24 protein-coding genes are annotated in these 26051 nt (G+C 47.4%); 7 read left to right on the forward strand and 17 right to left on the reverse strand.

From position 1 onward, the window contains the following. Positions 1-97: 97 nt before the first annotated feature. Together ylbJ and HPL003_RS01630 are read left to right on the forward strand one after the other, a co-directional pair. Complete coding sequence (ylbJ, locus tag HPL003_RS01625) at positions 98-1432, forward strand: sporulation integral membrane protein YlbJ (RefSeq protein WP_014277898.1); 1335 nt, start codon at positions 98-100, stop codon at positions 1430-1432. Positions 1433-1498: 66 nt separating this feature from the next. Then, the gene (locus HPL003_RS01630) at positions 1499-2302 is read left to right on the forward strand and encodes an NAD kinase (protein WP_014277899.1); all 804 of its coding nucleotides are present in this window, start codon (positions 1499-1501) and stop codon (positions 2300-2302) included. A 146-nt stretch (positions 2303-2448) separates the two neighbouring features. Here the strand turns inward: HPL003_RS01630 and HPL003_RS01635 are convergent, their stop codons facing one another. Both HPL003_RS01635 and lipA read right to left on the reverse strand, forming a co-directional pair. After that, on the reverse strand, positions 2449-3375 hold the full coding sequence (locus HPL003_RS01635) for a YutD family protein (RefSeq protein ID WP_014277900.1): 927 nt from the start codon (positions 3373-3375) through the stop codon (positions 2449-2451). 24 nt (positions 3376-3399) lie between these two features. Further along, positions 3400-4302 (reverse strand): lipoyl synthase, encoded by a 903-nt coding sequence (gene lipA / locus HPL003_RS01640; RefSeq protein WP_014277901.1) that lies wholly within the window; start codon positions 4300-4302, stop codon positions 3400-3402. A 250-nt stretch (positions 4303-4552) separates the two neighbouring features. Between lipA and HPL003_RS01645 the strand changes: the two genes are divergently transcribed. Continuing rightward, positions 4553-5656: a M23 family metallopeptidase gene (locus tag HPL003_RS01645; protein WP_014277902.1), complete on the forward strand. Its 1104-nt coding sequence runs from the start codon at positions 4553-4555 to the stop codon at positions 5654-5656. 23 nt (positions 5657-5679) lie between these two features. Here HPL003_RS01645 and yunB read toward each other — a convergent pair whose 3' ends face one another. The 12 genes from yunB to HPL003_RS01705 all read right to left on the reverse strand — a co-directional run bounded on the left by yunB (position 5680) and on the right by HPL003_RS01705 (position 17827). Beyond that, positions 5680-6447, reverse strand: coding sequence for a sporulation protein YunB (gene yunB, locus HPL003_RS01650; protein ID WP_014277903.1), 768 nt, complete (start codon positions 6445-6447; stop codon positions 5680-5682). A gap of 129 nt (positions 6448-6576) precedes the next feature. Next, complete coding sequence (locus HPL003_RS01655; RefSeq protein ID WP_014277904.1) at positions 6577-7509, reverse strand: aldo/keto reductase; 933 nt, start codon at positions 7507-7509, stop codon at positions 6577-6579. Positions 7510-7618: 109 nt separating this feature from the next. After that, positions 7619-8308 carry a DNA alkylation repair protein gene (locus tag HPL003_RS01660; protein WP_014277905.1) on the reverse strand — a complete coding sequence of 230 codons (690 nt, stop codon included), beginning with the start codon at positions 8306-8308 and terminating at the stop codon, positions 7619-7621. A 19-nt stretch (positions 8309-8327) separates the two neighbouring features. After that, complete coding sequence (locus HPL003_RS01665) at positions 8328-8945, reverse strand: DNA-3-methyladenine glycosylase family protein (RefSeq protein ID WP_014277906.1); 618 nt, start codon at positions 8943-8945, stop codon at positions 8328-8330. Between the two features lie 24 nt (positions 8946-8969). Continuing rightward, on the reverse strand, positions 8970-9788 hold the full coding sequence (locus HPL003_RS01670) for an SPL family radical SAM protein (protein ID WP_014277907.1): 819 nt from the start codon (positions 9786-9788) through the stop codon (positions 8970-8972). Positions 9789-9843: 55 nt separating this feature from the next. Beyond that, entirely contained in the window at positions 9844-10557 is a 714-nt protein-coding gene (locus HPL003_RS01675) for a 2OG-Fe(II) oxygenase (RefSeq protein WP_014277908.1), read from the reverse strand. 5 nt (positions 10558-10562) lie between these two features. After that, positions 10563-11108, reverse strand: a complete 546-nt coding sequence (locus HPL003_RS01680) for a methylated-DNA--[protein]-cysteine S-methyltransferase (protein WP_014277909.1) — start codon at positions 11106-11108, stop codon at positions 10563-10565. Then, positions 11089-11694 (reverse strand): bifunctional transcriptional activator/DNA repair enzyme AdaA, encoded by a 606-nt coding sequence (locus tag HPL003_RS01685; RefSeq protein ID WP_014277910.1) that lies wholly within the window; start codon positions 11692-11694, stop codon positions 11089-11091. The genes HPL003_RS01680 and HPL003_RS01685 overlap by 20 nt, the downstream gene beginning before the upstream one ends. A 270-nt stretch (positions 11695-11964) precedes the next feature. Beyond that, the gene (locus HPL003_RS01690) at positions 11965-13854 is read right to left on the reverse strand and encodes a beta-glucoside-specific PTS transporter subunit IIABC (protein ID WP_014277911.1); all 1890 of its coding nucleotides are present in this window, start codon (positions 13852-13854) and stop codon (positions 11965-11967) included. Positions 13855-14104: 250 nt separating this feature from the next. Next, positions 14105-14935, reverse strand: coding sequence for a BglG family transcription antiterminator LicT (gene licT, locus HPL003_RS01695; protein ID WP_014277912.1), 831 nt, complete (start codon positions 14933-14935; stop codon positions 14105-14107). A gap of 276 nt (positions 14936-15211) precedes the next feature. After that, complete coding sequence (locus HPL003_RS01700) at positions 15212-16651, reverse strand: 6-phospho-beta-glucosidase (RefSeq protein WP_014277913.1); 1440 nt, start codon at positions 16649-16651, stop codon at positions 15212-15214. 279 nt (positions 16652-16930) lie between these two features. After that, a complete protein-coding gene (locus HPL003_RS01705; RefSeq protein ID WP_014277914.1) occupies positions 16931-17827 on the reverse strand; it encodes a LysR family transcriptional regulator in 897 nt (298 codons plus the stop codon). Between the two features lie 164 nt (positions 17828-17991). Here HPL003_RS01705 and HPL003_RS01710 point away from each other — a divergent pair, with 164 nt between their 5' ends. Genes HPL003_RS01710 through HPL003_RS01725 form a run of 4 tightly spaced genes read left to right on the forward strand, consistent with a single transcriptional unit; the run spans position 17992 to position 22545 of the window. Then, positions 17992-19086: an extracellular solute-binding protein gene (locus HPL003_RS01710; protein ID WP_148267361.1), complete on the forward strand. Its 1095-nt coding sequence runs from the start codon at positions 17992-17994 to the stop codon at positions 19084-19086. 11 nt (positions 19087-19097) lie between these two features. Next, positions 19098-20807 carry an ABC transporter permease gene (locus HPL003_RS01715; protein ID WP_014277916.1) on the forward strand — a complete coding sequence of 570 codons (1710 nt, stop codon included), beginning with the start codon at positions 19098-19100 and terminating at the stop codon, positions 20805-20807. A gap of 9 nt (positions 20808-20816) precedes the next feature. After that, positions 20817-21908 (forward strand): ABC transporter ATP-binding protein, encoded by a 1092-nt coding sequence (locus tag HPL003_RS01720; RefSeq protein ID WP_014277917.1) that lies wholly within the window; start codon positions 20817-20819, stop codon positions 21906-21908. Next, complete coding sequence (locus tag HPL003_RS01725) at positions 21901-22545, forward strand: metallophosphoesterase (protein WP_014277918.1); 645 nt, start codon at positions 21901-21903, stop codon at positions 22543-22545. Before HPL003_RS01720 ends, HPL003_RS01725 begins: the two co-directional genes overlap by 8 nt. 328 nt (positions 22546-22873) lie before the next feature. Here HPL003_RS01725 and HPL003_RS01730 read toward each other — a convergent pair whose 3' ends face one another. The 3 genes from HPL003_RS01730 to HPL003_RS01740 all read right to left on the reverse strand — a co-directional run bounded on the left by HPL003_RS01730 (position 22874) and on the right by HPL003_RS01740 (position 25632). Next, entirely contained in the window at positions 22874-23914 is a 1041-nt protein-coding gene (locus tag HPL003_RS01730) for an NAD(P)-dependent alcohol dehydrogenase (protein WP_014277919.1), read from the reverse strand. A 45-nt stretch (positions 23915-23959) separates the two neighbouring features. Continuing rightward, the gene (locus tag HPL003_RS01735) at positions 23960-24982 is read right to left on the reverse strand and encodes an NADH:flavin oxidoreductase/NADH oxidase (protein ID WP_014277920.1); all 1023 of its coding nucleotides are present in this window, start codon (positions 24980-24982) and stop codon (positions 23960-23962) included. Between the two features lie 188 nt (positions 24983-25170). Continuing rightward, a complete protein-coding gene (locus tag HPL003_RS01740; RefSeq protein WP_014277921.1) occupies positions 25171-25632 on the reverse strand; it encodes a MarR family winged helix-turn-helix transcriptional regulator in 462 nt (153 codons plus the stop codon). Positions 25633-26051 lie beyond the last annotated feature (419 nt).

Raw genomic sequence — 26051 nt, forward strand, 5'->3', positions numbered from 1 at the left:
AATACAGCATTTCTTGCAAACGCTTTCTTGACTTTTTGGTACTCTTTGTCCATCCTCGTCATAGAAATAGTAGTAGAACTCCAAAGGAGGGGCCTCAATGCCGCTGTTCCGCCGTTACTCGCTCCCTTTGCTCATTCTTATGCTGCTATTCCTATTTATACTTATGGCGACGCACCCGCAATCTTCTCTAAATGCCGGACTTCGTGGTCTAGCCATTTGGTGGGACGTGCTGTTTCCGTCTTTATTCCCGTTTTTCGTTATTTCCGAGCTGCTGCTCGGTTTTGGCATCGTTCATTTTATAGGTACACTGCTGGACCCGCTCATGCAGCCTTTGTTCCGTGTACCCGGTTGCGGAGGCTTTGTCGCTGCTGTCAGTTGTGCATCCGGCTACCCGATTGGAGCCAAATTAACGGCCAAGCTGTGGGAGCAAAAATGGATCACCCGCATCGAAGGAGAACGGCTGGTCGCCTTTACAACTTCCTCTGATCCGATATTTCTGATCGGTGCCGTTTCCGTCGGCTTCTTCCATCAACCTGAAATTGCAGTCGTGCTGGGCGCTGCCCATTATGGTGGCGTCCTGATCATTGGCCTGCTCATGCGCTTTCACGGTTCCTGTTCGGGGGGTGCTGATACTCACGACAACCGTCCCCAGCCTACTGCAATCGCAGCAGGCCACACCGGGCAGCCTACACCCGCGTCCCTCGCTGTCGCTCCAAATGCCAAATTAGATACGTCCTCTGCACAACGACGCGGACGACTGCGCCAAGCGTTATTTGCTATGCATACAGCACGCTTGGAAGATGGCCGTCCGTTTGGCGAGCTGCTCCGTCAAGCCATTGCTTCCTCCCTCCGTCTTATTATTGTCGTAGGAGGACTGGTTGTATTCTTCTGCGTCATTCTGGAAGCTTTGACGAACTCCGGTTTAATGAGCGGGCTTCGTCTGCTTACAGCAAGCTTGTTGTCCGCCTGGGGCCTTCCTCCTACGTTAACAGATTCCATTGTAGGTGGTATTTTCGAAGTCACTTTAGGGGCACAAGCCGCTGGTGAAGCCACAGGAGCGGCTTTGCCATTCAAGGTGGCCGCAGCAGCCTTTGTCCTCTCCTGGGGCGGATTATCGGTTCATGCTCAGGTCGCGAGCATTTTGAATACGACCAATCTCCGGTACCTGCCGTTTTTGCTGGCTCGCGCTGCGCACGGCATCATCTCTGCTCTGCTGGCTCTCGTGCTATGGCGTCCGCTCATGGGTCAGGGAAGCTCGCCGGTCTTTTTTCCGATACAAGTTATCACCTGGTCTCCCGGCTTCTCATCCACTGTGCTGTGGCAAAGCCTGCTATTCCTTACCGGCCTGCTGATAGCAATGCTCTGTCTCTCTTGGCTGAGTGCAGGCACAAGCCGCTTATTCGCACGTCTGAGGGGAGCGTTCAGGGAATGAACGATTGTGTTCTTGCTCATAATTGATTATGATCGGTATATACCCATGACAAAGGAGCTTTTCATCTTGAGATATTATGTTCTGGATCGCGGGGATCAGCACTCCATGGACTTGAGTCAGCAGTTTCACCGTCTTGCCCAAGAAAAGAATTTCAAGTTGGATGCCGAATCGCCGGAAATCGTCGTGTCTATTGGAGGCGACGGTACTATGCTGCATGCGTTTCATACCTTCATCGACCGACTTTCGGATATAGCCTTTGTTGGTGTACATACCGGTCATCTTGGCTTTTATGCCGATTGGCGTGCGGACGAGCTGGAGGAGCTAATCCACCTGATGAGCCAAAGCGGATCTGAGGGACCCCTTAAACCGAGAATTGTCAAGTATCCATTGATCGAGCTGGAGATTCACAAGAAGTCGGGAAATGCTTCTTTTATTGCGTTGAATGAATTTACGTTAAAAGGGGTCGATGGCACTGTCGTTGCACAAGTGGATATTAACGATGTCACTTTCGAAATGTTCCGTGGAGACGGAATATGCGTTTCTACCCCTTCAGGTACGACTGCCTATAACAAAGCACTCGGCGGAGCAATGGTTCACCCCACCATTGAAGCATTGCAATTAACCGAGATCGCTTCCATTAACAACCGGGTGTATCGGACACTTGGATCGCCATTGTTGCTGCCCAAGCACCATCATTGTGATATTTTTTCGAGAAAAGATCAGCGTCTTCTGTTGACGGTAGATCATCTGAACTTCCCTGTGGATGATTTGATTTCTGTTCGTTGTCAGGTCTCCAGTCACAAGGTCAGCTTTGCTCGTTATCGTCCCTTTCCATTTTGGGATCGGGTACGCATTGCCTTTCTTAATTAAGCAAGCTGCTTTGGAGTACACATAAAACCGAAAAGTACTAGTATATGCAAAAAGAGCCACCCTTGGCTCTTTTTTTGCATATATGATAAGACCAACTCAATCCATAGTTGATCTTTTTTCCGGTAAACAAAAACGGCTCCTGAAATTCAGGAACCGTTTTGTTGTGGGGCTGTGAATGTTTTATTCTTTTTGCTTCCCTCAGCTCTTTCGGCTTTGGCAGCTGGCTGCGCCTGACGCTGGTCTCCGGAATCACGTAAGACGCGGGCTTGCCGTCCCTCCCGGTTTTCCTTCGGTTGACGCTCATATCGAGGGCCGCGGGATTCCTTTTTATCGAAATTCCCTGGCTGATTGCGCTGTTTCCGTGGTTCCCGGGCTTGCTGTCCTTCACCGGAAATTCGTCCGTCCTTCGCCTCACGCGGTTCTCTCGGCGGACGCGAATCACGTGCTTCCCGTGGTTCACGTTGCCGATTTCCTTCACGTCCTTCTCTGGACGGACGACTTTCACGGAATTCCCGTGGCTGTCGCTCACGCGGTTCCTGGACTTCCCTTGGTTCCCGTCGTTGTAGCTCCCGTGACTCCCGAATTTCCTGAGCTTCACGCGGCTGCTCCACCCGCAGCTCCTCGGTTTCTCTGGACTCGCGCTGTTGCTCCGGCCACTCCCGTTCTTCTCCGTCTGCGCGTTGCAACACTTCTTGCGGCTCTCCGGCCTCTACCGTTTCCGCTTGTTCCACATGAGGTTCTGCCAGCTGTTGGCTATCCGGCAAAACGGATTCATCATTGTTTTCATTCTTGTTCAGGTTTTCACGGCTCTTCAGCAACACAAAATAAGCACAGCCGAAATTACAGTATTCATTAATGTAATCGTCCAGTACCGCTATGGATGTATCTTTGTTTGCCTTGGGATGCCCGTCACGGTAAAAACCCTTTAGACGCAGCTGGTTGTAACCCCAATCACCAATAATATAATCATAGCGCTCCAGCACTTCACTATACCGGTCACGAAAAGCTTCGGGATTCCACCCGTTCTTGTGATCCTGCAACACTTCATAGTTTTTACCACCGATATAAAACAAGCTAATCTGACCGCCTTTCCCGGATCAAGCCTGCGAAAGGGCGCTTTCTTCCTTATGCTGAGCGGCGGACTTCACCTGCTCATGCGCTTGGTAGGAGCTGCGGACCATCGGACCGGATTCGACGTGGCTGAATCCCCGCTGTAATCCCTCTTCCTTTAACTTCGCAAAATCTTCCGGTGGATAATATTTTTGCACATACAAATGCTTCTCGGACGGTTGCAAATATTGTCCAATTGTCAAAATATCACAATCAATTTTACGAAGATCATCCATGGCTTGCAAGATCTCGTCCCACTCTTCTCCGACACCCAGCATGATGCTTGATTTGGTCGGAATGGATGGATTCAATTGCTTCGCACGTTGGAGCAGCTCCAGGGAGCGACGGTATTTGGCTTTGGCCCGAACTTTATCGGACATCCGCTCCACCGTTTCAATATTATGATTCAAAATATCTGGCTTGGCATCCATGACAATACGTAGCGATTCGATATCACCCATAAAATCGGGAATCAACACTTCTACGCTGCAAAAAGGTACTCGGCGGCGAATGGCCCTAACCGTTTCTGCAAATATAGTGGCGCCCCCATCTTTCAAATCGTCACGAGCCACACTGGTTACGACACAGTGTTTCAAGTTCATGTTCTCAGCCGCTTCCGCGACGCGTTCAGGCTCCTGTAAGTCCAGTTCCGTAGGCATACCCGTATTCACTGCGCAAAAACGGCACGCACGCGTACAAATATCACCCAAAATCATAAATGTAGCTGTCCTGTTGGCCCAGCATTCATATATATTAGGGCATCGCGCCTCCTCACATACGGTATGTAATGTCTTGGAACGCATCATGTCCTTGATTTCCTGATAATTATCGCCTGTCGTGAGTTTAATACGAATCCAGTCGGGCTTGGCTTCCTTCACTTTTCTAGACAATGGCATAAACCTTCTTTCTAATAAGCTTGGGCTGTCATTGCCATACATTATAACATGAAAGCCATGGAAAAACCTCCATTCATTGTTCCCTTTTTGATATGACTTTGATGCCGGAAAAGTAAATTCCTTATATGGATAAAAGCGAGGGATATGGCTCAATCTAAAGCAAAGCGCCCGTACCAATCCCGTTGGATGCGGGCCTGGAATCTACGGGGGCTGTCAAAGCTCCCTTATGAGGAGGTCGGTTCACGTGCCTTACCCTAAACGTACAGCCCGCACTGTTCGCCTGTTGCCGCTACTGTTATGTGCTACTACACTGACACTGGCCTGTCCGCTTCCTGCTCAGGCCTTTGCCAAACCGTTACAAACCTCATCCCAAAGCATCCAGACAACAAATGCTGCTACTCCAAATTCCCGGTCATCATCATATACGTCCAGGCTTGCCCTATATCGTTCCGTCGAAGCCTTGACAGGGATTCCCTGGTACAGGCTGGCCGCTATCGACCAGTATGAACGCACACTTACGATTGCACATCCCAAAGATCGCAAGCATGCGGAGCGAGACACAGGTATATTTGTCACCGGTCCCGTCTGGTCCGGTTTGATGAACCCTGATCCTGAGGATCGGCATCCACGTTCCATTTCTTTTTTTTCCGGAATGGGACAGGACGGTTCGGGTGACGGAGTTGCTGACCGAGATAATGACAGGGACTTGCTGTTCAGCATCGCCTCTTATCTCGGCAAATACGGAAGCACAGAGGATGAGTTTTCCATTGCGGTATGGGAATATTACCACAACAGCCGCGCGGTTCAAAGGGTACAGCAGTTTGCCAAGCTGTATCGGACATATGGAAAGTTGGAGCTTAACAAGCAAGCCTTCCCGCTTCCCTTGGGCAGCATTTATAGCTATCGCAGCACTTGGGGCAGTCGTCGGAGCTGGGGCGGTTACCGCATTCATGAAGGAACAGACCTATTCGCTGGCTATGGCGTTCCGGTTCGCAGTACCTGCTACGGCGTAGTGGAAATGAAAGGCTGGAATCCGTTCGGTGGATGGCGAATCGGGATTCGGGATCTCAGCAACCGCTATCACTACTATGCGCACCTCTCTGGCTTTGACAAAACCGTTCACAACGGAGACATTGTTACGCCCGGTCAGACGGTTGGCTGGGTCGGAAGCTCGGGCTACGGGAAGCCCGGTACCCAGGGTAAATTCCCACCACATCTGCACTATGGCATATACCGGGACAACGGCTGGATGGACTGGTCCTTTGACCCGTATCCGTTATTAAGACAATGGGAGCAAACAGAGCACAAAGCGCTCAAGACTGGCAAAATAAAAGGGACCTCCTCATAAGGTCCCTTTTGCCTTATCTTCGCTTATGGCGTTGGAGATACAGTGGTGGATTCATCCGCAGCGCCTCTCTCTATCGAATGGGGTGGCAGCGCCAAATTAGGAGCGATGGCTTCATTTTTACCGACAGGCTTACCCTGATTATCATAGTAGTACATCGGGACATTGCCCACCACGAGCAAATAAGACACTGGAATTTCCGTCTCCACAATCTGAGGCTGCATTTCAAAAGGAATCACGACGGACACCTCCGTCGTAATCCGAATATACACTTCCACCAAAATCATGTTGATCCCTGCATCCTGCTGGCGTGTATTTAAATCTACTTTGATAGCTCCATGCGGCTCCACCTTCAGTGGAACCTTCGGGCCATAGGCTGCCAACAGCGGACTGCCTAATGCCTGGCCGATTGGAACACTCTCATCAAAATGGCTCATGCTGTCCATCGTTGCCTTGACTGCCTTGAGCGTATCCGAGGTTATTCTCATATGCTCCGCATAGTTCAGAACAAAGCCGGAGGTTCTCCCTTGCGCATCCGTTCTCCATTCGATCAGATCATCAGCGGTCTCCCCTTGCTCTACCTGAGCCGTAATCGCTGAATTAATGGCCTCCGTCGCCATTTGCTTGACCCGCACTTTTGCCAAATGCATCATAGGTGGCTTCAAATGCTGCTCCACATAAGAGGCAACCTGTACGATTCCAACCAGCAGTATCAGCCCTACAAGGAGCCATATTCTGCGTCTTCCCTGTAGCCCTCTGTTGGGCCTGCTATGCCAATGCGGTCTTCTCTTCATCCCGATCCCCCCGCAGCGATGAGCTTACCCTACAAGGATATGCGGCGGGTACACGAAAAAGAAGCCACCCGTCTTGGCAGCTCCTTTTGGTGTGTTAAAAATATATAATTCCCGATGTGACTACAAGTATTATTTAAAAATATGGTCAATCTTTTCAATATCCGCCTGACTCAGTTGAACATTCAGCGTTTTCAAATTCTCCAGCACCTGCTCCGGCCCCTTCGCCCCTGGAATGAGGGCATCAATCGAATCACGGGTCAAATACCATGCGAGCACAACATGAGCGACCTCTGCATTCAACGCATTGGCAATCTGCCGTACCTGCTCCACTTTGTCCAAATTACGAGCAAATGCTTCTCTCTGGAATAATGGATTTTTCGCTCTGTTGTCCGTGAAGGTTGTGTCTTTCGTATACTTACCTCCCAGCAATCCGGAAGCCAGCGGGAAATAAGGCACAAACGAAATGCCATTGGCCTTGGTGTAAGGCAGCAGTTCCTTTTCCGCTTCCCGTTGGAGCAAATTATATTCGGATTGAAGCACATCTACATAGCCGTCACTATTCGCATCCTTAAGTTGTTCAATGGAAAAGTTAGATACGCCAATGGCCTTGATTTTGCCCTCATCCTTAAGCTTTTTCAGCTCCCCGACTGCTTCTGCCTTCGGTGTTGCTTCATCCGGAAAATGAATATAGAACAAATCAATATAATCCGTTTGCAATCTTTTCAGGCTGGATTCAACGGATTCACGCAAAAAAGACGGCGAGTTGTCAAAAACAACCTCCCCGTTCACAAATTTGTGTGCCCCCTTGGTCGCAATCACGGCTTCCTCACGTTTGCCGCGCTCCTTTAGCACCTCACCGATCAACCGCTCTGAGTGCTCAGGTCCATAAATAAAAGCCGTATCCAGAAAATTGATGCCGTTGTCCAAAGCTGTGCGAACGACTTCTTTGCCCGTTTCATCGTTCAAACCGGAAAAAAGATTATGTCCTCCCACCTTATTTGCACCCAAACCGATTTGTTTTACATATAGATCTGTTCTGCCAATACGCACTTGCTCTGCCAATTCACGTCATCTCCTTTTTTAAAGTTACTTCCATTTTAATATTGGAGTGCTGAAAAAGCAAAGCTAATATACTTAAAAACAAATAAGAATAATAAGAAATAAAACAGCACTATTTTCTTTTTCGCTTCATACTGCGAATGGTTGTTTTCGTTTCCTGATCCACCCGGTATGATTCCGTGATCTTTTGCAGAGCTTTGTTGAACGTAAAATCATCCAGTGTATTGTTTTTCAAGTAACTCATCGTAATCTCAGGCAACTTGATATAACAGATAGATATGGCCCACGCGACAGCCATTTGTACATAATAATCCTCACGGTGGGTTTGATCCATCCATTGCAGTACCCGGATGATATACTCTTCCTCAATATAAAAATTCAGAAGCATAACCACTCCAAACCGAATTTCATATTCTTTTCTGGATAACAGATACGGCTGGATAAAGTCCCATACCCGTTCCTTATGATTTTTCGTACATTTTAATCCAGCGCAAAAGCTGTCACAAACCGACCAATTATCAATTTTAGGAATAAATCTGGCGACGTAGCCCAAAACTTCCTCTATATCCGCTTTCACATAGCCAATCACCATACCTTGTAGCATTACTTCTTCGAAATGTTCACTTTCAGCGGTTTCAAGGTAGAGACGCCAATCGCTCTTGGCAATATCCTGCGCCAGCTTACGTAGTACCGGCAGACGTACGCCCAGCACATTATCAATATTCGGAATCAATGCCGCCGTAAATTTCTGAAAATCTGGATCGACATATGATAGTATTTGTTCTCTGATTGTTGTCTTCACAGTTCCCACTCCCTGATCCTTAACGAAATGAATTACTCCATAAATAAATGGAGGCCACCGAACCATAAGGCGAATAGACTCGACGGTACTCCTCGAATTGCTTTTTGGTAAGTGACTCCAGATTGTACAGCTTCATCATCCCCCGCCGAATAGCGATATCGCCCCAACTGACGACATCCGGACGTTCCATGGAATTAATCAGCATCATTTCAGCCGTCCACGGGCCTATCCCATGCAGCGAGGACAGTTTTTGAATCACTTGTGTATCGGAGAGTTCATATAATTCCTGCAAATCCAACAAGCCCTGCTCTATCGTTTGGGCTATATTCAGGATACATACGGCCTTTTTCATGGTAATGCCACAGCTTTGAATAGCTTCAACCGACTGGGTCGCTATATTTTCCGAATTCATCGCACCCAGCTTCTCCTGCATTCTTGCCCATATGGTTTGAACCGCCTTGGCAGAAATAAGCTGTCCCACAATCGCATGAACAAGCGCAGCGAACAGATCGGGTATAATCACTCGTTCGACCTTGCCCATTTGCGTCATCGCTGTACCGAGTACGGTATCCACGCTTTTCAGATAATTGATTTCTTTCTCTCCATAGTCAAAATTCTTCGTGATCACAGTTTGCATGAGTTCCCCCCTCTTCAACCCAAATCAGGGCTCAAATCCTTCGCGGCTCACAAAAAGCTGTTCTTCAGGAAAGACGTTGCGAAATTGTTCGTAGACCGCCTTGTAGGCAGCTGGATGATACCAATCCTCCAGTCCTAATTGCTCGTACAGCGCACCGATATTTAAGCTTCGTGTGCGCCTTCCTCCACTGCCGTCTCCCATAAAATAATCATCAATACAGACACGGTTAACCAGTGGCAAAAGCTTGTCCGCAAAATGTTCGCTACTTGGAAGCAGCGGAGCGATTGTGGCTTGTGTCGGTACTCCTGCCTCTTTTAACAGTTGTAGCGTCTTGAAACGGGCCTGAATAGGGGGCGCATCTGGCGTAAAATGTTTGCGTATATCTTCGAGGTCTGTTTCTACCGTCATGCTTACCCGAACGCGATCCTCTAGTTGAAGCAGCAGGTCGATATCCCGCCGTACAAGCGGACTGCGAGTCTGTACAAACAGGAAATCCGGCGGATCTTCCACCATCACCTCCAGCAGTGAACGGGTCACTTCTTCCTTGTACTCGACAGATTGATAGGGATCTGTGCTGGAAGACATAAAAATGGTGACTGTGCCCCTAGATTTGGCCCGCCGAAGCTCTTTGCGAAGAAGATCTGCCGCCTGCTTTTTGATATCAACCCATGTTCCCCAAGCTTCCTTACGGAACGTGGAGACTGGCATTTGGCGCACATAGCAATACGAGCAACCAAATGTGCAGCCTGTATACGGGTTCAACGAGTGTGTATACCCTGACAGAAAGCCTGTCCCTTTATTCAGAAGGGTCTTGGGATTTTTGTAAAAATACTCACTTCTCATCATTCGCCTCATTCCCTGTATTTGTTGTTATTGTCATAACGGTTTAACAGAGAACCTACTTTGCGTCATGAAAAATAATCCCCAAGCTGTAACGGGTTCCAGAGGTGACAGTGCTTACGCCATGACGAAGTGTATTCTTGTAGTATCCGCGAGAGCCTTGGACGGGACGGTGATGTGTAGGGAAAATTAAGGCTTCGCCACGGTTTAACGTGATTACATGCCCTCTGCTTTGTGCGCGTGGCCGTTGCTCCACTAACAAGAACTCTCCACCCGTATAATCCAATTCCTTTTGATTTAAGACAAACACCACCTGGAATGGGAAAAATACATCTCCGTACAAATCCTGATGCAAACAATTAAAGCCGCCAGCCTCATATTTCAAAATCAATGGAGTTGGACGCCATTGGCCATTCTCATGGCAGTGGTCCAGAAATTTCATGAGCACCGGCGGGTAGATCGGCTCTTTACCCAAACGTTCAAGCCAGCGATTAGCGGTCATGGACAATTCCGGATAAAATGCCTCTCGTAGCTGCTGAAGCAAACCTGGCAGGGGTGTCTGATAATATTTATACTCACCCAGACCGAATCGATGCCGCGCCATCTGAATCGTGCTTCTGAATAACTCCTCGTTTTCATAGGTATCCAGCAATTCTTGGCACTCTTCTTCGCTCAACAGTGCTGGAATATGTGCATATCCTTGTTCATCCAACTCCGTCTGTATAGATGTCCAGTCCAGAGCAGCCATGCGCTCAGTTACACTTAATGACATTAGCTTCATTCGCCTCCCTGGATCTTGATTGCCGCACGTTCCTTTTCGAGCTGCAAAAGCTTTACTTTCATGTCCAAGCCGCCACGATATCCGGTTAAAGTACCATTTTTGCCGATGACCCGATGGCATGGGATGGTGACCAGAATCGGGTTAGCACCGATTGCAGCCCCCACCGCCCGCACAGACGCGGGTTTCTGAATAGCGTTAGCAATGTCTGAGTAGGATTGTGTCTCTCCATACGGAATGTCACACAGCGCGCTCCAGACCGCCATTTGAAACGCAGTCCCCCGAAAGTCAAAAGGAACGGTAAAACTTGTGCGTTTCCCTTGAAAGTACTCAATAAGTTCTGTGGCATAGGGCTGCAAGAACTCATCATCTTCAACCAATGGACTGCCAGGAAATCGGCTTCCTGCCCACGAAGTCAATTCCTCAAAAGGTTTATCGGGTGAGCCTACGTAACATAATCCATCCAATGTAGCTGCAATATATAAATTCCAATCTTCATGGGTTAACAATGACCAATAGATCGTTTTAGGGGTTTGGGTTAACATGATGTATACCTCCATTTTGTAATTTTTCAGATTTAAGGTGGCGATATTGCAAAGGCGTGTAGCCTGTATTCTTTTTAAATAACGTGGAAAAGTAAGGGGTATTGGACAAACCAACGCTCTCCCCCACTTCCGCAACTGACTTTTCCGAGTTCATTAGCTGTTGCTTGGCTTGTTCCAATCTGGTTTGCTGTATATATTCCATTGGGGTTATATTCATGACCCGCTTGAAGGTACGATGTAAATGGTACGGGCTCCCATGACTCATCTCTGCAAGCGAATGCAGCGTTAAATTTTCCTTATAGTTAGAATCCACATACTCTGTAACCAGCGCAATCCATTCATGATTAGGCAAGCGTTGCCCCGTCGGTTTACACCTTTTGCATGGTCGAAAATGCTCCGCTAAAGCTTGTTCTGCTGTTTTGAATAAGCGGATGTTTTCTCTTTTGGGAGGACGGGATTTACAGGAGGGGCGACAAAATATTCCTGTTGTCTTCACAGCATAAAAAAATTCATCATCATAAGACTTGTCGTTCTCCACAATAGCTTTCCACTTCTCGTCAGTTATGGGCAACTCGGATTTCTTCATTTAAATTCACCTCTCATTTGCAATATGGCCTCCCACATATCTATGTCTAAATTATAAACCAAACAGTGAACATATGTACCCCTCTTGGAATGTAAAGGCAAGATAACGAAAAAAAGATGACTCCATCGGAGCCACCATAACTATAAGAATTCATTTTTTATTCATAAAAAAGCCACCTCTTCGGTTATAGGTTTGTATCCTACTAACCCCGAAAAGAGGCGGCTTGTTCAACTAACTAAATCACTTATTCTGGTTATTCAACAGACGTATTCAGGCAATTCCCTCTTTCTCATTCGTACCGCCGAACAATTTCAACAGCGGGGCCTGCTCCGTTACCTGCTCTTGAGGGATTGGAAGGATTTCAGTATATTCGGAAGAATTCGTAATGATAACTGGCGTAATCGTAGGATACCCCTCTGCCCTGATTTGCTCAACATCAAACTCGAGCAGCAGATCCCCGGCTTTTACCAGATCGCCTTCTTTGATGTGGGAAGTAAAATGTTTACCGTCCAGCTTGACCGTATCTACTCCGACGTGAACCAGAACTTCTGCACCATGGTGTGAAACAATCGCAAGCGCATGCTTTTTCTTGAACGCCACAGTAATGGTTCCGTCGAACGGGGCTACAACTCTGCCCGTTGTCGGTTGGATGGCGATACCTTTACCCATAGCTTCCGAAGCAAATGCAGGATCGGGAACCTCTGACAGAGCAACCACAGTTCCTTCAATCGGGCTAAGTACCTCTTCATTAGAAACAGCAGCTGTAGTGGTAGATTTTTCGGCCGAATTGTCAGTGGTTTCCTCCTCTTCTACCGGATCTTCAAATCCTAAAATATAGGTCAAAATGGCCGAAACCAGAAATGATACCGTAATCCCTAAAATCAATCCCGGGAAGCCTTGTCCACCAGGGCCGTAGAAGATGGGCAAGGTCAGCAATCCAGGTGCGCCAGAAGCGAATGCCTGCGTTCCCGCTTGACCGATAATCGCACCACCGATAGCACCGCCGATAATACCTGCAATAAACGGGCGTTTCAGCGGAAGCGTGACTCCATAGACGGCTGGTTCTGTGATACCGAACAATGCGGTAAGCGTAGCGGAGCCCGCCAAGGTCTTCAACTTTTTATTTTTTGTTTTAAGCATGACACCAAACGCGGCACCGGTTTGGGCGAAGATGGAAGCCGAAGCGGAAGGCTTGATTCCGTCTCTTCCGTTCACAGCAATGTTATTAATGAATACAGGTACGAGACCCCAATGGACGCCGAAAATAACGAGTATTTGCCAGCAAGCACCCATGATTGCACCAGCCAACAACGGGCTGAAGCCGAACGCGGCAATGAGTCCAGTTGCGATGCCGTTGCCCACATAGACCCCGAATGGACCAAACACAATCAGAGTCAGAGGAAGCATAATCACGAGCAGGATCAATGGCGTAATAAAATTTTTGACGCTTTCATGGATCAACCGGTTACACAGTTTTTCCAGCTTGCTCATGACAATGATAGCAATAATAATGGGAATAACCGTAGACGAATAACTCATCATGACAATTGGAATACCGAAAAAGTCAGTAGGTGTACCTTCCGTTTTCAACGTGACGATGGACGGATAAAGCAATCCTCCAGCAATGGTCAGGGCAACGAAGATATTACCTTGAAATTTCCGCGCCGTTGTAACCGCTAACAGGAGGGGCAGAAAATAAAACAAGCTGTCAGCTGCAGCATACAAAATCATGTAGGTAGTTTCTTTCGGCTGCAGCCAGCCAAGGTTGCTAGCGATCAGCAACAGACCTTTCAAAATACCGGACCCTGCCATAACTCCGAGCAGCGGTGCAAAAATGCTGGAGACAACGTCTATAATGGCACCGAAGCCTTTGTTGGCTTTAGCAGGTTTTTCTTCTTTTTTGGACTCATCCAAAATGTTGGATATCTTGCTGATAGCACTGTATACTTCTGGTACTTTGTTACCGACTACGACCTGAAACTGGCCACCGCTCTGCTGAACCGTGATGATCCCATCGGTTTTTCTCAGTTTTTCTTTGTCCGCTTTCGCCTCGTCCTTTAGCACAAAACGCAGGCGGGTGGCGCAGTGTACGAGTGATACCACATTTTTTTCACCACCTACCAGATGAACGATTTCCTTAGCCAATTTTTCATAACTCATGCTAGACACCTCCATGTTCTAATGGGCATTTTACATATTTAGGCACACAAAAAACCTAAGCCTTGAAAAATGGTGGGCGCTTTTTGTCCCGCAATTTTTCATGACTTAGGTTTTGCCTGCATAACCAGTAACAATCCCAGTTAAAGCTTTATTAAATTCCTGTTGTTCTCATAATATAATTAATCAACCATATCTGTCAATAAAAATATTTATCCATTAATCTCTACCCTGTTTGCAGGAAAAGTCCAGCTTATCTGTTAACCACCCGCTCAATATGCACAGTCAGATACAGCTTTTCTTCGTTCGTCAATTCGTGGTTGTATTCTTTTTCCACAAAAGCTCCGATTTTCTCCGTGCAAGCAGCCGCGTCTCTGTGCTTTTCCCTGATCATGTCATACAAATGATCATAGTTGTTTTCGTAGTGATTCCCCTTAAACACACGCTGAGCGAAAAATTTCAGATGCGTAATAAAGCGGAAATAACTCAGAGAGTCCTCGTCAAAATCGACCTTAAAATGATATTTCGCAATATTGATAATTTGCTGCATAAATTTTGTAATACTCATGGTGGTGATAACTTCCTCGTTCATTTCGGCATTCACGATGTGAATCGCGATAAAAGCCGCTTCGTCCACAGGCAGTTCAATATCGAGCTTTTGTTTAATTTGTTCCAGCGTTTTCAGGCCGATCGCAAATTCTTCTTTGTACAACTGCTTGACTTCCCACAATAACGCGTTTTTGATCTCCAATCCTTCCCGGTATCTTTCAACGGCGAAATTGATATGGTCAGTCAAGGAAACATAAATATTTTCGTTCAGCTTTTTGTTTAAATTGTGCTTGGCATCATTAATGATCTCTTCCACAATCACAATCAGCTCTAGCGGAACCTCACGCAGCAGCATTTTGAAGTTGTCGGATGTCTGCTTGTTTTTCAGGGCAAATACTTTCTGAATTCTGGTTTCATCTACTTTTTCTCCGGGCTTTTTCTTAAAAGCAACCCCGCGGCCCATCACCACGAGTTCTGTACCGTCCGTCTGGTAGACACTAATTACATTGTTGTTGATGACCTTTGCTATTTTCATCTCGATCCCCCGTTCCATATGCCAGCAAGAGCCACACCTATTCCATCCTTTTATTGCAAACAGAAAAAAAACCGAAGCTCAACAAATAAACAAGACTGTAATATCCGCTTATTCGTGGCTTAGGTTTTGCCTGCCTATGCAGTAACAATCCTAAAAATGATGGAATTGCGTCAAGTATAGCCCGAAGAGGGTCGATTGTCAACGCTTTCACTCAAGAAACGAAGACCGGGCATCCCCATTACTTTCGGGATGTCCGATCTATTTTCTTGTGGGACGTTACTCTCCCAGATTCTCGCCATCGGAATGAATTACGTTTTTGTACCAGTGGAAGCTTTTCTTTTTAATCCGGTTCAGTGAGCCGTTGCCTTCGTTGTCCCGGTCCACGTAAATATAGCCGTAGCGCTTTTTCATCTCTCCCGAGGAAGCGCTGACGATGTCAATAGGGCCCCAACTCGTATAACCGATAATCTCAACCCCATCCTGAAGAGCCTCGCCCATTTCGGCAATATGCCGCTTCAAATAGTCGATCCGGTAATCGTCGTTGACTTCTCCTTCAGGAGAGACCACGTCGTTGGCACCAAGGCCGTTTTCCACCACAAACAGAGGCTTTTGGTAGCGGTCGTGTAATTGGTTTGCCGTGATACGGAACCCCTTCGGATCAATCGTCCAGCCCCAATCGGACTTGTCCAGATACGGGTTGGATACGGAGCCAAACACATTGCCGCTGGTCATGTTTTTGACAACTTCCGGGTCTGTGCTGGTCGTCCGGCTGGAATAATAACTGAATCCGATATAGTCAACGGTATGATGCTTCAAAATGCCCGCGTCTTCCGGTTCCATCTCGATGGAGAGTCCATGATCCTTGAAGAAGCGCTTCGCATAACCAGGATATTCCCCGCGTGACTGCACGTCGATGAAGAAGTAGGACTCGCGGTCTTTTTCCATTCCTTGATAAACATCTTCGGGATTACACGTATATGGATAGAAGCTGCCGGCAGCCAGCATACAGCCAATCTTGGCGTCTGGAATGATCTCGTGGCACGCTTTTACAGCCAGTGCACTTGCAACAAGCTGGTGATGTGCAGCCTGGTACTGAATTTGCTTGACGTTTTCACCTTCTTGGAAAACAAGCCCGGCACCAATAAACGGCAAATGGAGCAACATGTTAATTTCGTTGAACGTCATCCAGTATTTCACTTTATCCTTGTAACGGGCTAATACTGTTTTGGCATATGTTTCAAACAAAGCTACCAATTTTCGGCTTCGCCAGCTTCCGTATTTATCAATCAGATTTACCGGTACGTCAAAATGAGCGAGGGTAACCACTGGCTGGATGCCATGTTTAAGCAATTCGTCGAACAGATCATCGTAAAATTGTAACCCGGCTTCATTCGGCGTGGCGTCTTCTCCCGTTGGGAAAATACGGGCCCAGGCAATGGAAACACGCAGCGCCTTGAAACCCATTTCCGCAAATAACGCAATATCCTCGCGATAGCGATGATAAAAATCAATCGCTTCGTGGGAAGGATAGAATTCGCCTTCAAGCGGAGTGAGCGAGGGAACATTCCCCTGCATGATACTTCTTCTCTTTTCTCCAGTCGGCAACAGATCCACCAGACTCAATCCTTTGCCGTCTTCCAGAAAAGCACCCTCGACCTGATTGGCAGCAAGAGCACCACCCCATAAAAAGTCTTTCGGAAAAACAAAGCTGGACATAAACGTTCTCCTTCCAAATGTATGATTCGGGAAAGCCAAAAGGGTTTGGAGAAATAAAAAAACCCAAACTAGCCCAGATACACGTGTAGTGTAGACAAGCCGGTTCAGGTTATGCCCTAACGGTAACATCCCATGAAAAGGTTATGCGTATTTGATGAAACTTTAACAAAGATTTGGGAACCTGTCAAATTGATTGGATCTGATATTGAGGCATGCTGGAGCATTTCATGGTTTCAAACATCTTCTCTACGAGTCAATGCATTTGTACAACATCATTCTCTACATGTCCTTAAACTTTGTTTCAAGCATCTGCCAGAACATCCGCAACGCCGGGCTGACCAGTTTATTGCGGTGCCGAACCGCATAAATATACCGTTCTGGCACCCAGCGAGGTATCGGATGTGATATTAATTTCCCCTCGGAAAGTTCACTCTGTATTGAAGCTTCAGCAATCATCCCGTAGCCCATGCGGTAACGAACCGCTGCTTTTAAAGCTTCGGACCCGGACACCTCCAGCGAAATATCAAGTTTGATGCCCGTGGTGTCCGCCCAACGGTCCATAAGTTTTCGACTGATTGAGCCTTCTTCGTGTGAAACGAGCGGATATTCTGCCAGAAGTTCAGGCGTAAGCTCAGTATGATTTGCAAGGGGATGCTCCGGGTCAAAAATAAGTACCAGTTCGTCCCTGGTGAGGGGATGGGCAATCAGGTCCAGGTCATCCACATGCGTCTGTGAGATAATACCCAGATCCAACTCGTATCGTTTGATTTTCTCCATAATAAACGACGCGGGCCTCACATCCAGCAAAATGGACAGTTGCGGATAGTTACGCTTAAGTTGCTCCAACAGTGGGGGAAGCATATAGGTCGCCGGTGTATGAGTGCTGCCAAGTGCCAGCTTGCCTGCTCCCGTTCCCTGGTATATATCCATCAGCGATTTGGCCTCCAAGGACAAGGCATTGATCTGCGAAGCATAATGATAGAAGGCTTTTCCCGCTTCAGTCAGTTTAATGACATGATAGGATTTCGTATGGAACAATGAAACGCCAAGATCCTCCTGCAATTTATTCAGATGAAAAGTAACAGTAGGCTGCGTCACTTCCAGTTTTTGCGCGACCAAATACAGCTTTTGCAGTTCAACTGCGAGAACAAACACCTTTAACTGCTGCAAATTCACTGATTTCCTCTCCTTCAAAAAAACATAGATACTATTAATCTTATCATAAATATCATAGATTTTATTTAATTTCACTTTAACCCTCAGATAATTTAAAGATCAATATGGACAAGTACACTGAAATAGTTAAGTGGAGAATAACAGTTAATCAAACGGAGGGTGACATGAGAACAAAACGAATGAATAGAACGGCAGGGTTTACGCTATTGGTATTGGCCATATTGCTGCTGTCGGCATGCGGAAGCAAGGCTGGAAATTCCAATGCAGACGTTTCGCAGACTGCTTCACCGAAGCCAGCTTCGGGGGCGACCACAGCAGCTTCCGAGGATACAGGCAAAACCATTTTTTTGTACGGTAATGATTTCGTTGAATTTATCGCTCCAAAGTTCGCTGCGGAAACCGGCTACAAAATCGAGGCAGTCCATTATGGCGGCGGCGAAGCACTTGCCAAGATCGAAGCGGAGCAAGGCAATCCGCAATGGGATGTGCTGATGATGGATGGACATGGTTCTGTGCGGAATTTGGCTGACCGTGATTTTCTGCTGACCGGCTGGCAGCCGAAAAACCTTGGCAATCTGACCAAGGAAGGCGCCTCCTATGTCCCTAAAGATATGGCATATTTCCCAGTGGGCATTCACGCTTCCGCTGTCATCGCCTACAATAAGAAGCTAGTGTCCGCCGATCAGTCGCCCAAAAACTGGGAGGAATTTTTCAGCTTTAAAGGTCCGGTCGGACATGCCGATCCAGCTGTTGCAGCCCCTGCTTATCCGCTAGTGTCAGCCCTTTTCGAAAAATGGGGAATCGCTGAAGCGGAACAGAAGTATGTGCAGCGTTTTAAGCAAGGTCTGCATATTTATCCAAAGAACGGCCCGGTCGGCAAGGCGCTGCTTAGTGGAGAGATCCAAGTAGCCGCTTTGCAGGAGCATAATGCTTATGAATTGAAGATGTCGGGTGAGCCTGTCGAGGTTATCTGGCCGGAGGAAGGCGCTCCGGGAAGCCTACGGGTTATAGCAATCAGCAAAGCAACGAAAAACCCGGCTGCAGCCAAAGCATTTGTGGAATACATGCTGAAGCCGGAGACGCAAAAGATGTTGACATCGCTTGACTCCACAGAAAGCTTTTTCACTCCGCTTGTACAAGGTGTCAAGATGAGAAGCGAGCGTCAGCAAAACGGAAAATTTCTGCTGCCTTCTGCCGAATGGTCGGCGGAGCATGAAGTGGAAATCAAAACCTGGTTCGCTGATCAAAATGTAAATTAGGAGCGTAGCAAATGAAAGCCTCAGAAGCGCGTTGGGGAGGCGGGGTAACCCTCCTCCTGTTTCTTTTTATTTTCCTGCCGCTGCTGGCCGTACTGATTAATGTAGTATTCCCGGGTCTGTTCTTCGGGAAGCTGCAATACAGTGGATTGGGTCTGGCCGCCGAACTTTTCCATCGCCCGCTTTGGCGGCAATCATTACTGAATTCAGTGACGCTCGCACTTGGTGCAGCTACTCTTGGCACTCTGGTTGGCGGAATACTAGCTACCATTCGGGCACGTTGGAATTTCGCAGCTGCCCGGCTGCTAGATCTGACGGCATGGGTGTTGCTGATTGCCCCCTCGTTCATGATTGCCCAGGGCTGGGTACTGTTTGCCAGCGCCGATGGACTTGCACATCAGTGGCTCGGGTGGACTTGGGTAACATCCTTTATTTTCTCACCAGCAGGACTTGTATTTGTAATGGCACTTAGCAAGTTTCCGCTTGCTTATCTGGCGATTCTGGCCGCGACGGAATGGAATGTCCGACAGTTCGGACATGCTGCACAATTGAATGGCGCCAGCCCCTTCACGGTATGGAGAACGATTGAGCTGCCATTGTCCAGACCATCCTATCTCGCGGGCTGGACCCTTGTCTTCATGGATACCATTGGCGACTTTGGCCTTCCCGCCGCTTTGGCTACAGTCTACAAGTTTCCTACACTGACCTATTCAATCTACTCGGCTATTTATCAGTCTCCCGTACGATTCGATATGGCCGGAGTGCTGGCCTTCTATCTCGTTCTGCTGCTTGTATTGGCCATGGCAATACTCCTATTCACCATTCGTCGTTCGCGTTATGACTTTCTTAACGCTAGAGCAGTCAAGACAGTTAAGGGAGTCCCGCGATATACGTGGCTTTACAACCTGCTGATTGGAGCATTTTTGCTTATATGCCTTGGTATTCCTATTGGTACGAGTGCGGCCGTATCTCTGCTCAAGCAGACGGGAGCCGGATTGAGGCTGGACAATTTAACCTTGACACATTATCGCGAACTATTCTCCGGCGCAACCAGCGATCATCGATTGCTCGATTATCTGGATGGGTTGGTTCATTCCCTGACAATTGCGGCCACCGCAGCTGTTCTCAGTATGCTGATCGGCTTTGTTATCGCCTATGTGTTGAGCTTCACAGAATCACGTTTCAAGCTGGTGCTGCAGCTGTTCTCGATTATATCGCTGGCGGTACCCGGTGTAGTCCTGGGGATCGGGTACATTTTCGTCTGGAATCAGAAATGGTTGGAGCCCATCGGCCTTCATTTGTACGGTACCCCTTCCCTGCTGGTTATTGCAGGCATCGCTGGTGCAATTCCATATGCGGTTAGGGTGCAGCTTGGGGCTTTTGGCAATCTGTCGGGCACAATGCTCCGGGCGGCAGCGATTCAAGGCGCTGGTATCTTCGACCGAATGCGGCATATCGTCCTGCCGCTGGTCCGACAATCGCTGCTGATCGCGACGCTCGCTTCGTTTGGCACGAGCATCTTTGACCTGGCGCTGGCCTCAATGCTGAAGCCGGCCAATTATTCACTCATGCCGCTTGTGATCGACCGAGCGTTTGAATTTTCCCGCTATGGATATGCTACAGCCGCCACCGTGGTAAGCTGCGGCAGCGTAGTGCTGCTTATACTGCTATTCCATACGGCTGGGCGCCTCATTTTCCAACGTATGGACCGAAACCGATCTTAGGAGGAAAAAATGTTGCATAGTATTTTAAAGTTGAAAGGTGTTTCAAAATCATTCGGAGGGCAGCAGGTACTTCAGCCGATCTCCTTCGAAGTTAAAGAAGGCGAACGCATCTGCATTCTGGGTCCTTCCGGCTGCGGAAAATCGACGCTGCTGCAAATGGTGGCTGGCCTCCTGCGGGTTGATGCGGGGGAAGTTGAAATTGATGGTGTGTCTGTGGAACGCGGCAAACATTTTATTCCACCGGAGAACCGGCCGATTAATATGGTGTTTCAAGATTATGCGCTGTGGCCCCATATGACGGTCAAGCAAAATATCGAATACGGGATGAAGCGGCGCAAAATTGCCAAAGAGCAAATGTACAATCGGCTCGGACGGCTGCAATCGCTACTTAAGCTGGAAGGTCTTTTGGACCGTTTGCCCGCCCAACTATCAGGTGGACAGCAACAACGGGTCGGCATCGCACGAGCCTTAGCGACGGAACCAAAACTGCTACTAATGGATGAACCCCTATCCAATCTGGATGTCAAGCTACGGACTGACATGCGGGGCGAGTTAGCTCGCTTGCTCGGCGAGCTGTCCATCGCCACCTTGTACGTAACCCATGACCGAATGGAGGCATTCACGGTAGCCGACAGGATTCTTGTGCTGCGCGGCGGAAGTATCGATCAGATTGGACGATCCGAGGAACTGTTCGAACGTCCAGCCACACCTTGGGTCGCCCAATTAATGGGCTATCATAATCGACTGACGGTCAGCATGGCAAAAGGAGAGCCGGATACAGCAGTGGCTGCGGGTACCCGAATCACAGGCCAATGCATGACAAAGGGCCAGGATACAGGAAAGGCAACTATGATGCTTCATCCCGAAATGATCTATGTACGCCATACATTGGGTCAAGCTGAAACGAATCTGTTAACTGTAACAGCAGCACAGTCGATCTATGAAGGAACAAGATGGCGAATCATCGCAGAGACGGCGGACCGTCAACTCCTTCACCTGCTTCATGATGAGAGGGCGGAGCCCGGCAGCAGGCTGAACCTCTATCTGCCCCCCGAACGGACAATGCTGTACGCCGATACGGATTCGTTCATCCATGAGTAGACTGTTCGCCGCCTCCGATATTCACGGTTACGGGTATCTGCTGGAATCGCTGCTGGAAAACGCGGGTTATGACCCGGGCAAGGATCGGTTGTTTTTACTGGGTGACTATGTCAATAAGGGTCCTGATTCAGCCGGAACCCTAGACCTTGTACACCGTCTGTGCGCAGACGGCGCCGTAGCGCTTCAAGGAAATAATGAACGCAAGTGGCTGCTTCAAGTTCCGGATAACGCTGTCCCGGATGCGACCACAGCTGCCCGGTACCAACGCTTTATTACCGATATGCCGCTGTGGGCCGAGTATGGAGACTATCTTTTCGTCCATGCCGGTTTACGTCCGGGTGTTCCGATGTCCATTCAGAACCCTGAAGATCTAACAAATATTCGAGATTTGTTCCACCAATCCTCGGCTATTCAAGGGAAAACTGTCGTGTTTGGGCATACCTCAACCTATCGCTTCGGGGTAAAGCCAGATGCCTTCTGGTTCGGAGACGGCAAATTGGGCATTGACACAGGAGCTGCTCATGGACATTATCTCAGCTTGGCTGAGTTAATTGATGGCCGGCAATGGTCTGTTCCCGTTACGCCTCCTCATGTCATTCACGAGATTCACTATCGCTTATTTTCAAAAGGATCTTGAGAAAGCGATTCTTTTACAGATCACTTAATTTGTTCTTCATTTAGTTGTAACTCCTGACGGAACAGGCACAATACCTCCAAGTATGCACGCCCAACACAAGATATAGAATCTTCATCTGTGGTGCTTACTTGGAACACTGCTTGTTCACAGCCCTACAGACCAAATGAGTAAATAAAAAATGGACAGGAATATACTATTAATGGTGTAGCGGATGTTGTTGTTGCAGCGGATGGTTTCAGAACAGGTTATTACAAAGCATATATGTTGTTATCCCTAAACATGAGAAATCGCCATATTGGCGACTTCTCATGTGCTTAATATTTTTAGATTACAGGGTAGATACATCAATTACAAACCGATAACGCACATCACTGCGGAGAACACGTTCGTACGCCTCCCCCACTTGGTCTGCATGGACGATCTCAATCTTGGGTGCTATACCGTGTTCTGCTGAGAAATCAAGCATTTCCTGGGTCTCCCGAATTCCTCCAACGAGTGAACCAGCAATACTGCGGCGTCCCATCAGCAAGGAGAATACATTGTACTGATCTGGTTTACCAGGGGCACCGACATTGACGAGGGTTCCATCTACACGAAGCAAGGATAAGTAGGAATCCACATCAAGATTTGCGGACACCGTATTTAGAATGAGGTCAAAATGACTAGCCAATGCAGTGAAAGTAGCAGGATCACTGGTTGCAAAGTACTGATCTGCACCCAGTTCAAGAGCTTCATCCTTCTTATCATTAGAACGACTCAAAACCGTAACCTCAGCACCCATAGCATGTGCATATTGAATTGCGAGGTGACCCAATCCTCCCACGCCTACAATGGCCACTTTTTTACCAGGTCCGGCATTCCAGTGTTTCAAGGGAGAGTATGTGGTAATACCCGCACATAATAGAGGGCTTGCGATATTCATATCCAGAACGTCAGGAATACCTACAACGAACCCTTCAGTAACAACGATTTTTTGGCTATACCCGCCGTAAGTCGGATTTCCATCGTAATCTCTTGAATTGTAGGTCTGTACAACGCCTTTCGTACAGTATTGTTCCTCACCCTTCAGACAATACTCACACTCACCGCAAGAATCTACGAAGCAGCCCACACCAACACGATCACCAACAGTGAACTTGGTCACTTCTGTTCCTACCGCTTCAACAAGACCAACGATTTCGTGACCGGGGACCATGGGGAAGATTCCCCCGCCCCATTCATCATGTGCACTATGAATATCGGAATGGCAGATCCCACTGAACTTAATGTCGATGAGGATATCATGGGGGCGCAATTCTCTTCTTTGGATCGTAGTCCTTTCAAATGGAGCTTTTGCATGAGATACACTTAAAACACGAGTTTGAGTCATCGTTACTCTTCTCCTTTTTTATGAAAACATCAATAGCATTCCATATTAGAATCCAGTTGTATATTGTTTGGGTGTCGCTGTTTCTTTTTTGAGCTTGGCAGCAGCTTCCAAAGACCAGTAAGGATTTCTCAGCATTCCTCTTCCTACAGCGACAAGATCAGCTTCCTCATTCCCGATCACGGCATTAGCGAGAATCGCATCGTCAAGTCTTCCTACCGCAATGACGGGAACATCTAGAGCCTTCTTAATTTCCTGAGCTAATGGAACTTGATAGGCTGCATGAGTACCGGGTCTTCCCCAGGCCGCGATAGGACCTTCCCCACCGGAAGAAATATCGAAGATATCGACTCCTGCTTTTTGATATTCCTTGGCAAATTCTGTGCTCTCCTTGATCCCGTAGCCACCTTCCACATACTCCTTCGCGGATATGCGCATTATTAGTGGCATATCTTCCGGCATCTCGGCTTTAGCAGCTACAATAATTTCCCGGCCAAATCGGGTCAGATCCTGTCCGTATTCATCGTCCCTCTTATTCGTAAGCGGGGAATGAAATTGATGGATCAGGTAACCATGAGCCCCATGAATTTCAATCGTATCGAACCCTGCTTGGACAGCGCGCCCTACAGCGCTGCGGAATTTGTCCACCATTTCTTTCACTTCAGTAGTGGAAAGAGCCCGAGGCATTTTGGAATTCTCATCGAACGGAATCGCGGACGGAGCAACCGGCACTTCCGCATCTTCCGCTTTGCGTCCGGCATGAGCAATTTGAATTCCTACTTTGGCACCGTAACTGTGGCAGGTGTCCACAATTCTTTTCAGCGCAGGAATTTGCTCGTCAGACCATAAACCCAGGTCAAAATCTGAGATCCGTCCGTCCGGTTCCACGTCGGTCATTTCGATCATAATCAACCCGGCCCCGCCTACAGCACGGCTGACATAGTGCAGATAATGCCAGTCAGTTGCGACTCCATCTTTTAAATCTACCGAATATTGGCACATTGGAGACATCATAATCCGATTTTTTAGTTCTATTCCTTTAAGCTTATAAGGGCTAAATAGATCCTTCATATTAGAAAACTCCTTTTTCAACATTCAATTAATGCATGCGCACGCATTTATAATACTATGAATGCTCTATTTCTGTCAACTTGGAAGCCATCTTCCCTGTTTCATTAGATAGACAAATAGCCCGGATTTAAATCTCCGGGCTAGGTTCATAAAATCAAGTTTACTGTAAACCGTTATGGATAAGCTTCTTACTGAGAAGCGGATTCATCTTTCCTTTCAACGTCGCATTTTTGGACCAAGGATTTCAGCTCTCGTTGGAGTCCATCCTTTAAAATAGCGGATTGGAAGATTTCATTAAAAGTAATCAGAGCTCTTTCTAATTTTTGTTCTCCAAGCTCAGTTAAGCCGGTATAAACCCCTCTGCGATCATCTTCACATACATGGCGTTGAAGGGCACCGCAGCTTTTGGCCTCCATTCTAACGACCAGCCTTGATATGGCACTCTGGCTTAGACCGACTAATTCTTGCAGTTGCTGCAATCTTAGTTGTTTATCGCTAGTCTGATACAAAAAATATAGGACATAAAATTCTTTTAAAGACAAACTATAGTTTTCGATTAAGGCACTCTCTAGCTTGTTATTAATGCTTGTGTGTATATTTGTAAGGGATATCCAATTATCTAAAAATTCATTATTTGATTTTGTATGCATTAAGTCCACCTGCTCTGGTTTCAAAATATAGGTTATTCAAGTGACCCACATAGATCTAGCATTCATCATTGAAGAATATCACACCATTTATATTATAGCCAGTAAATTTATGATTAAACTATTTGTACAAACATGATGCTATTAAAAAATGCCTGGATCACAACAGACATGTCGTGATCCAAGCATTTCGTCGGGCGTTTTATAACAATATTAGTGCTGGTGAAGTAAGAAACTGGCCAAAGAAGGAGGCTGGATTACGGTCCCTCGCTGAAACGCAAGGCGTGGAATCACGAGTCTTATATTCTTAAGGGGAATTTCTCTCAATATTCCTTGACAAGAATATTCCCGATTGAGTATATTGATTTCAGCAGGATGAAAGTGATCTTGAATATAGGAGAGGTAAACAAGAAACCATTAGA

The organism is Paenibacillus terrae HPL-003, from assembly GCF_000235585.1.
Taxonomy (GTDB): Bacteria; Bacillota; Bacilli; order Paenibacillales; family Paenibacillaceae; genus Paenibacillus; species Paenibacillus terrae_B.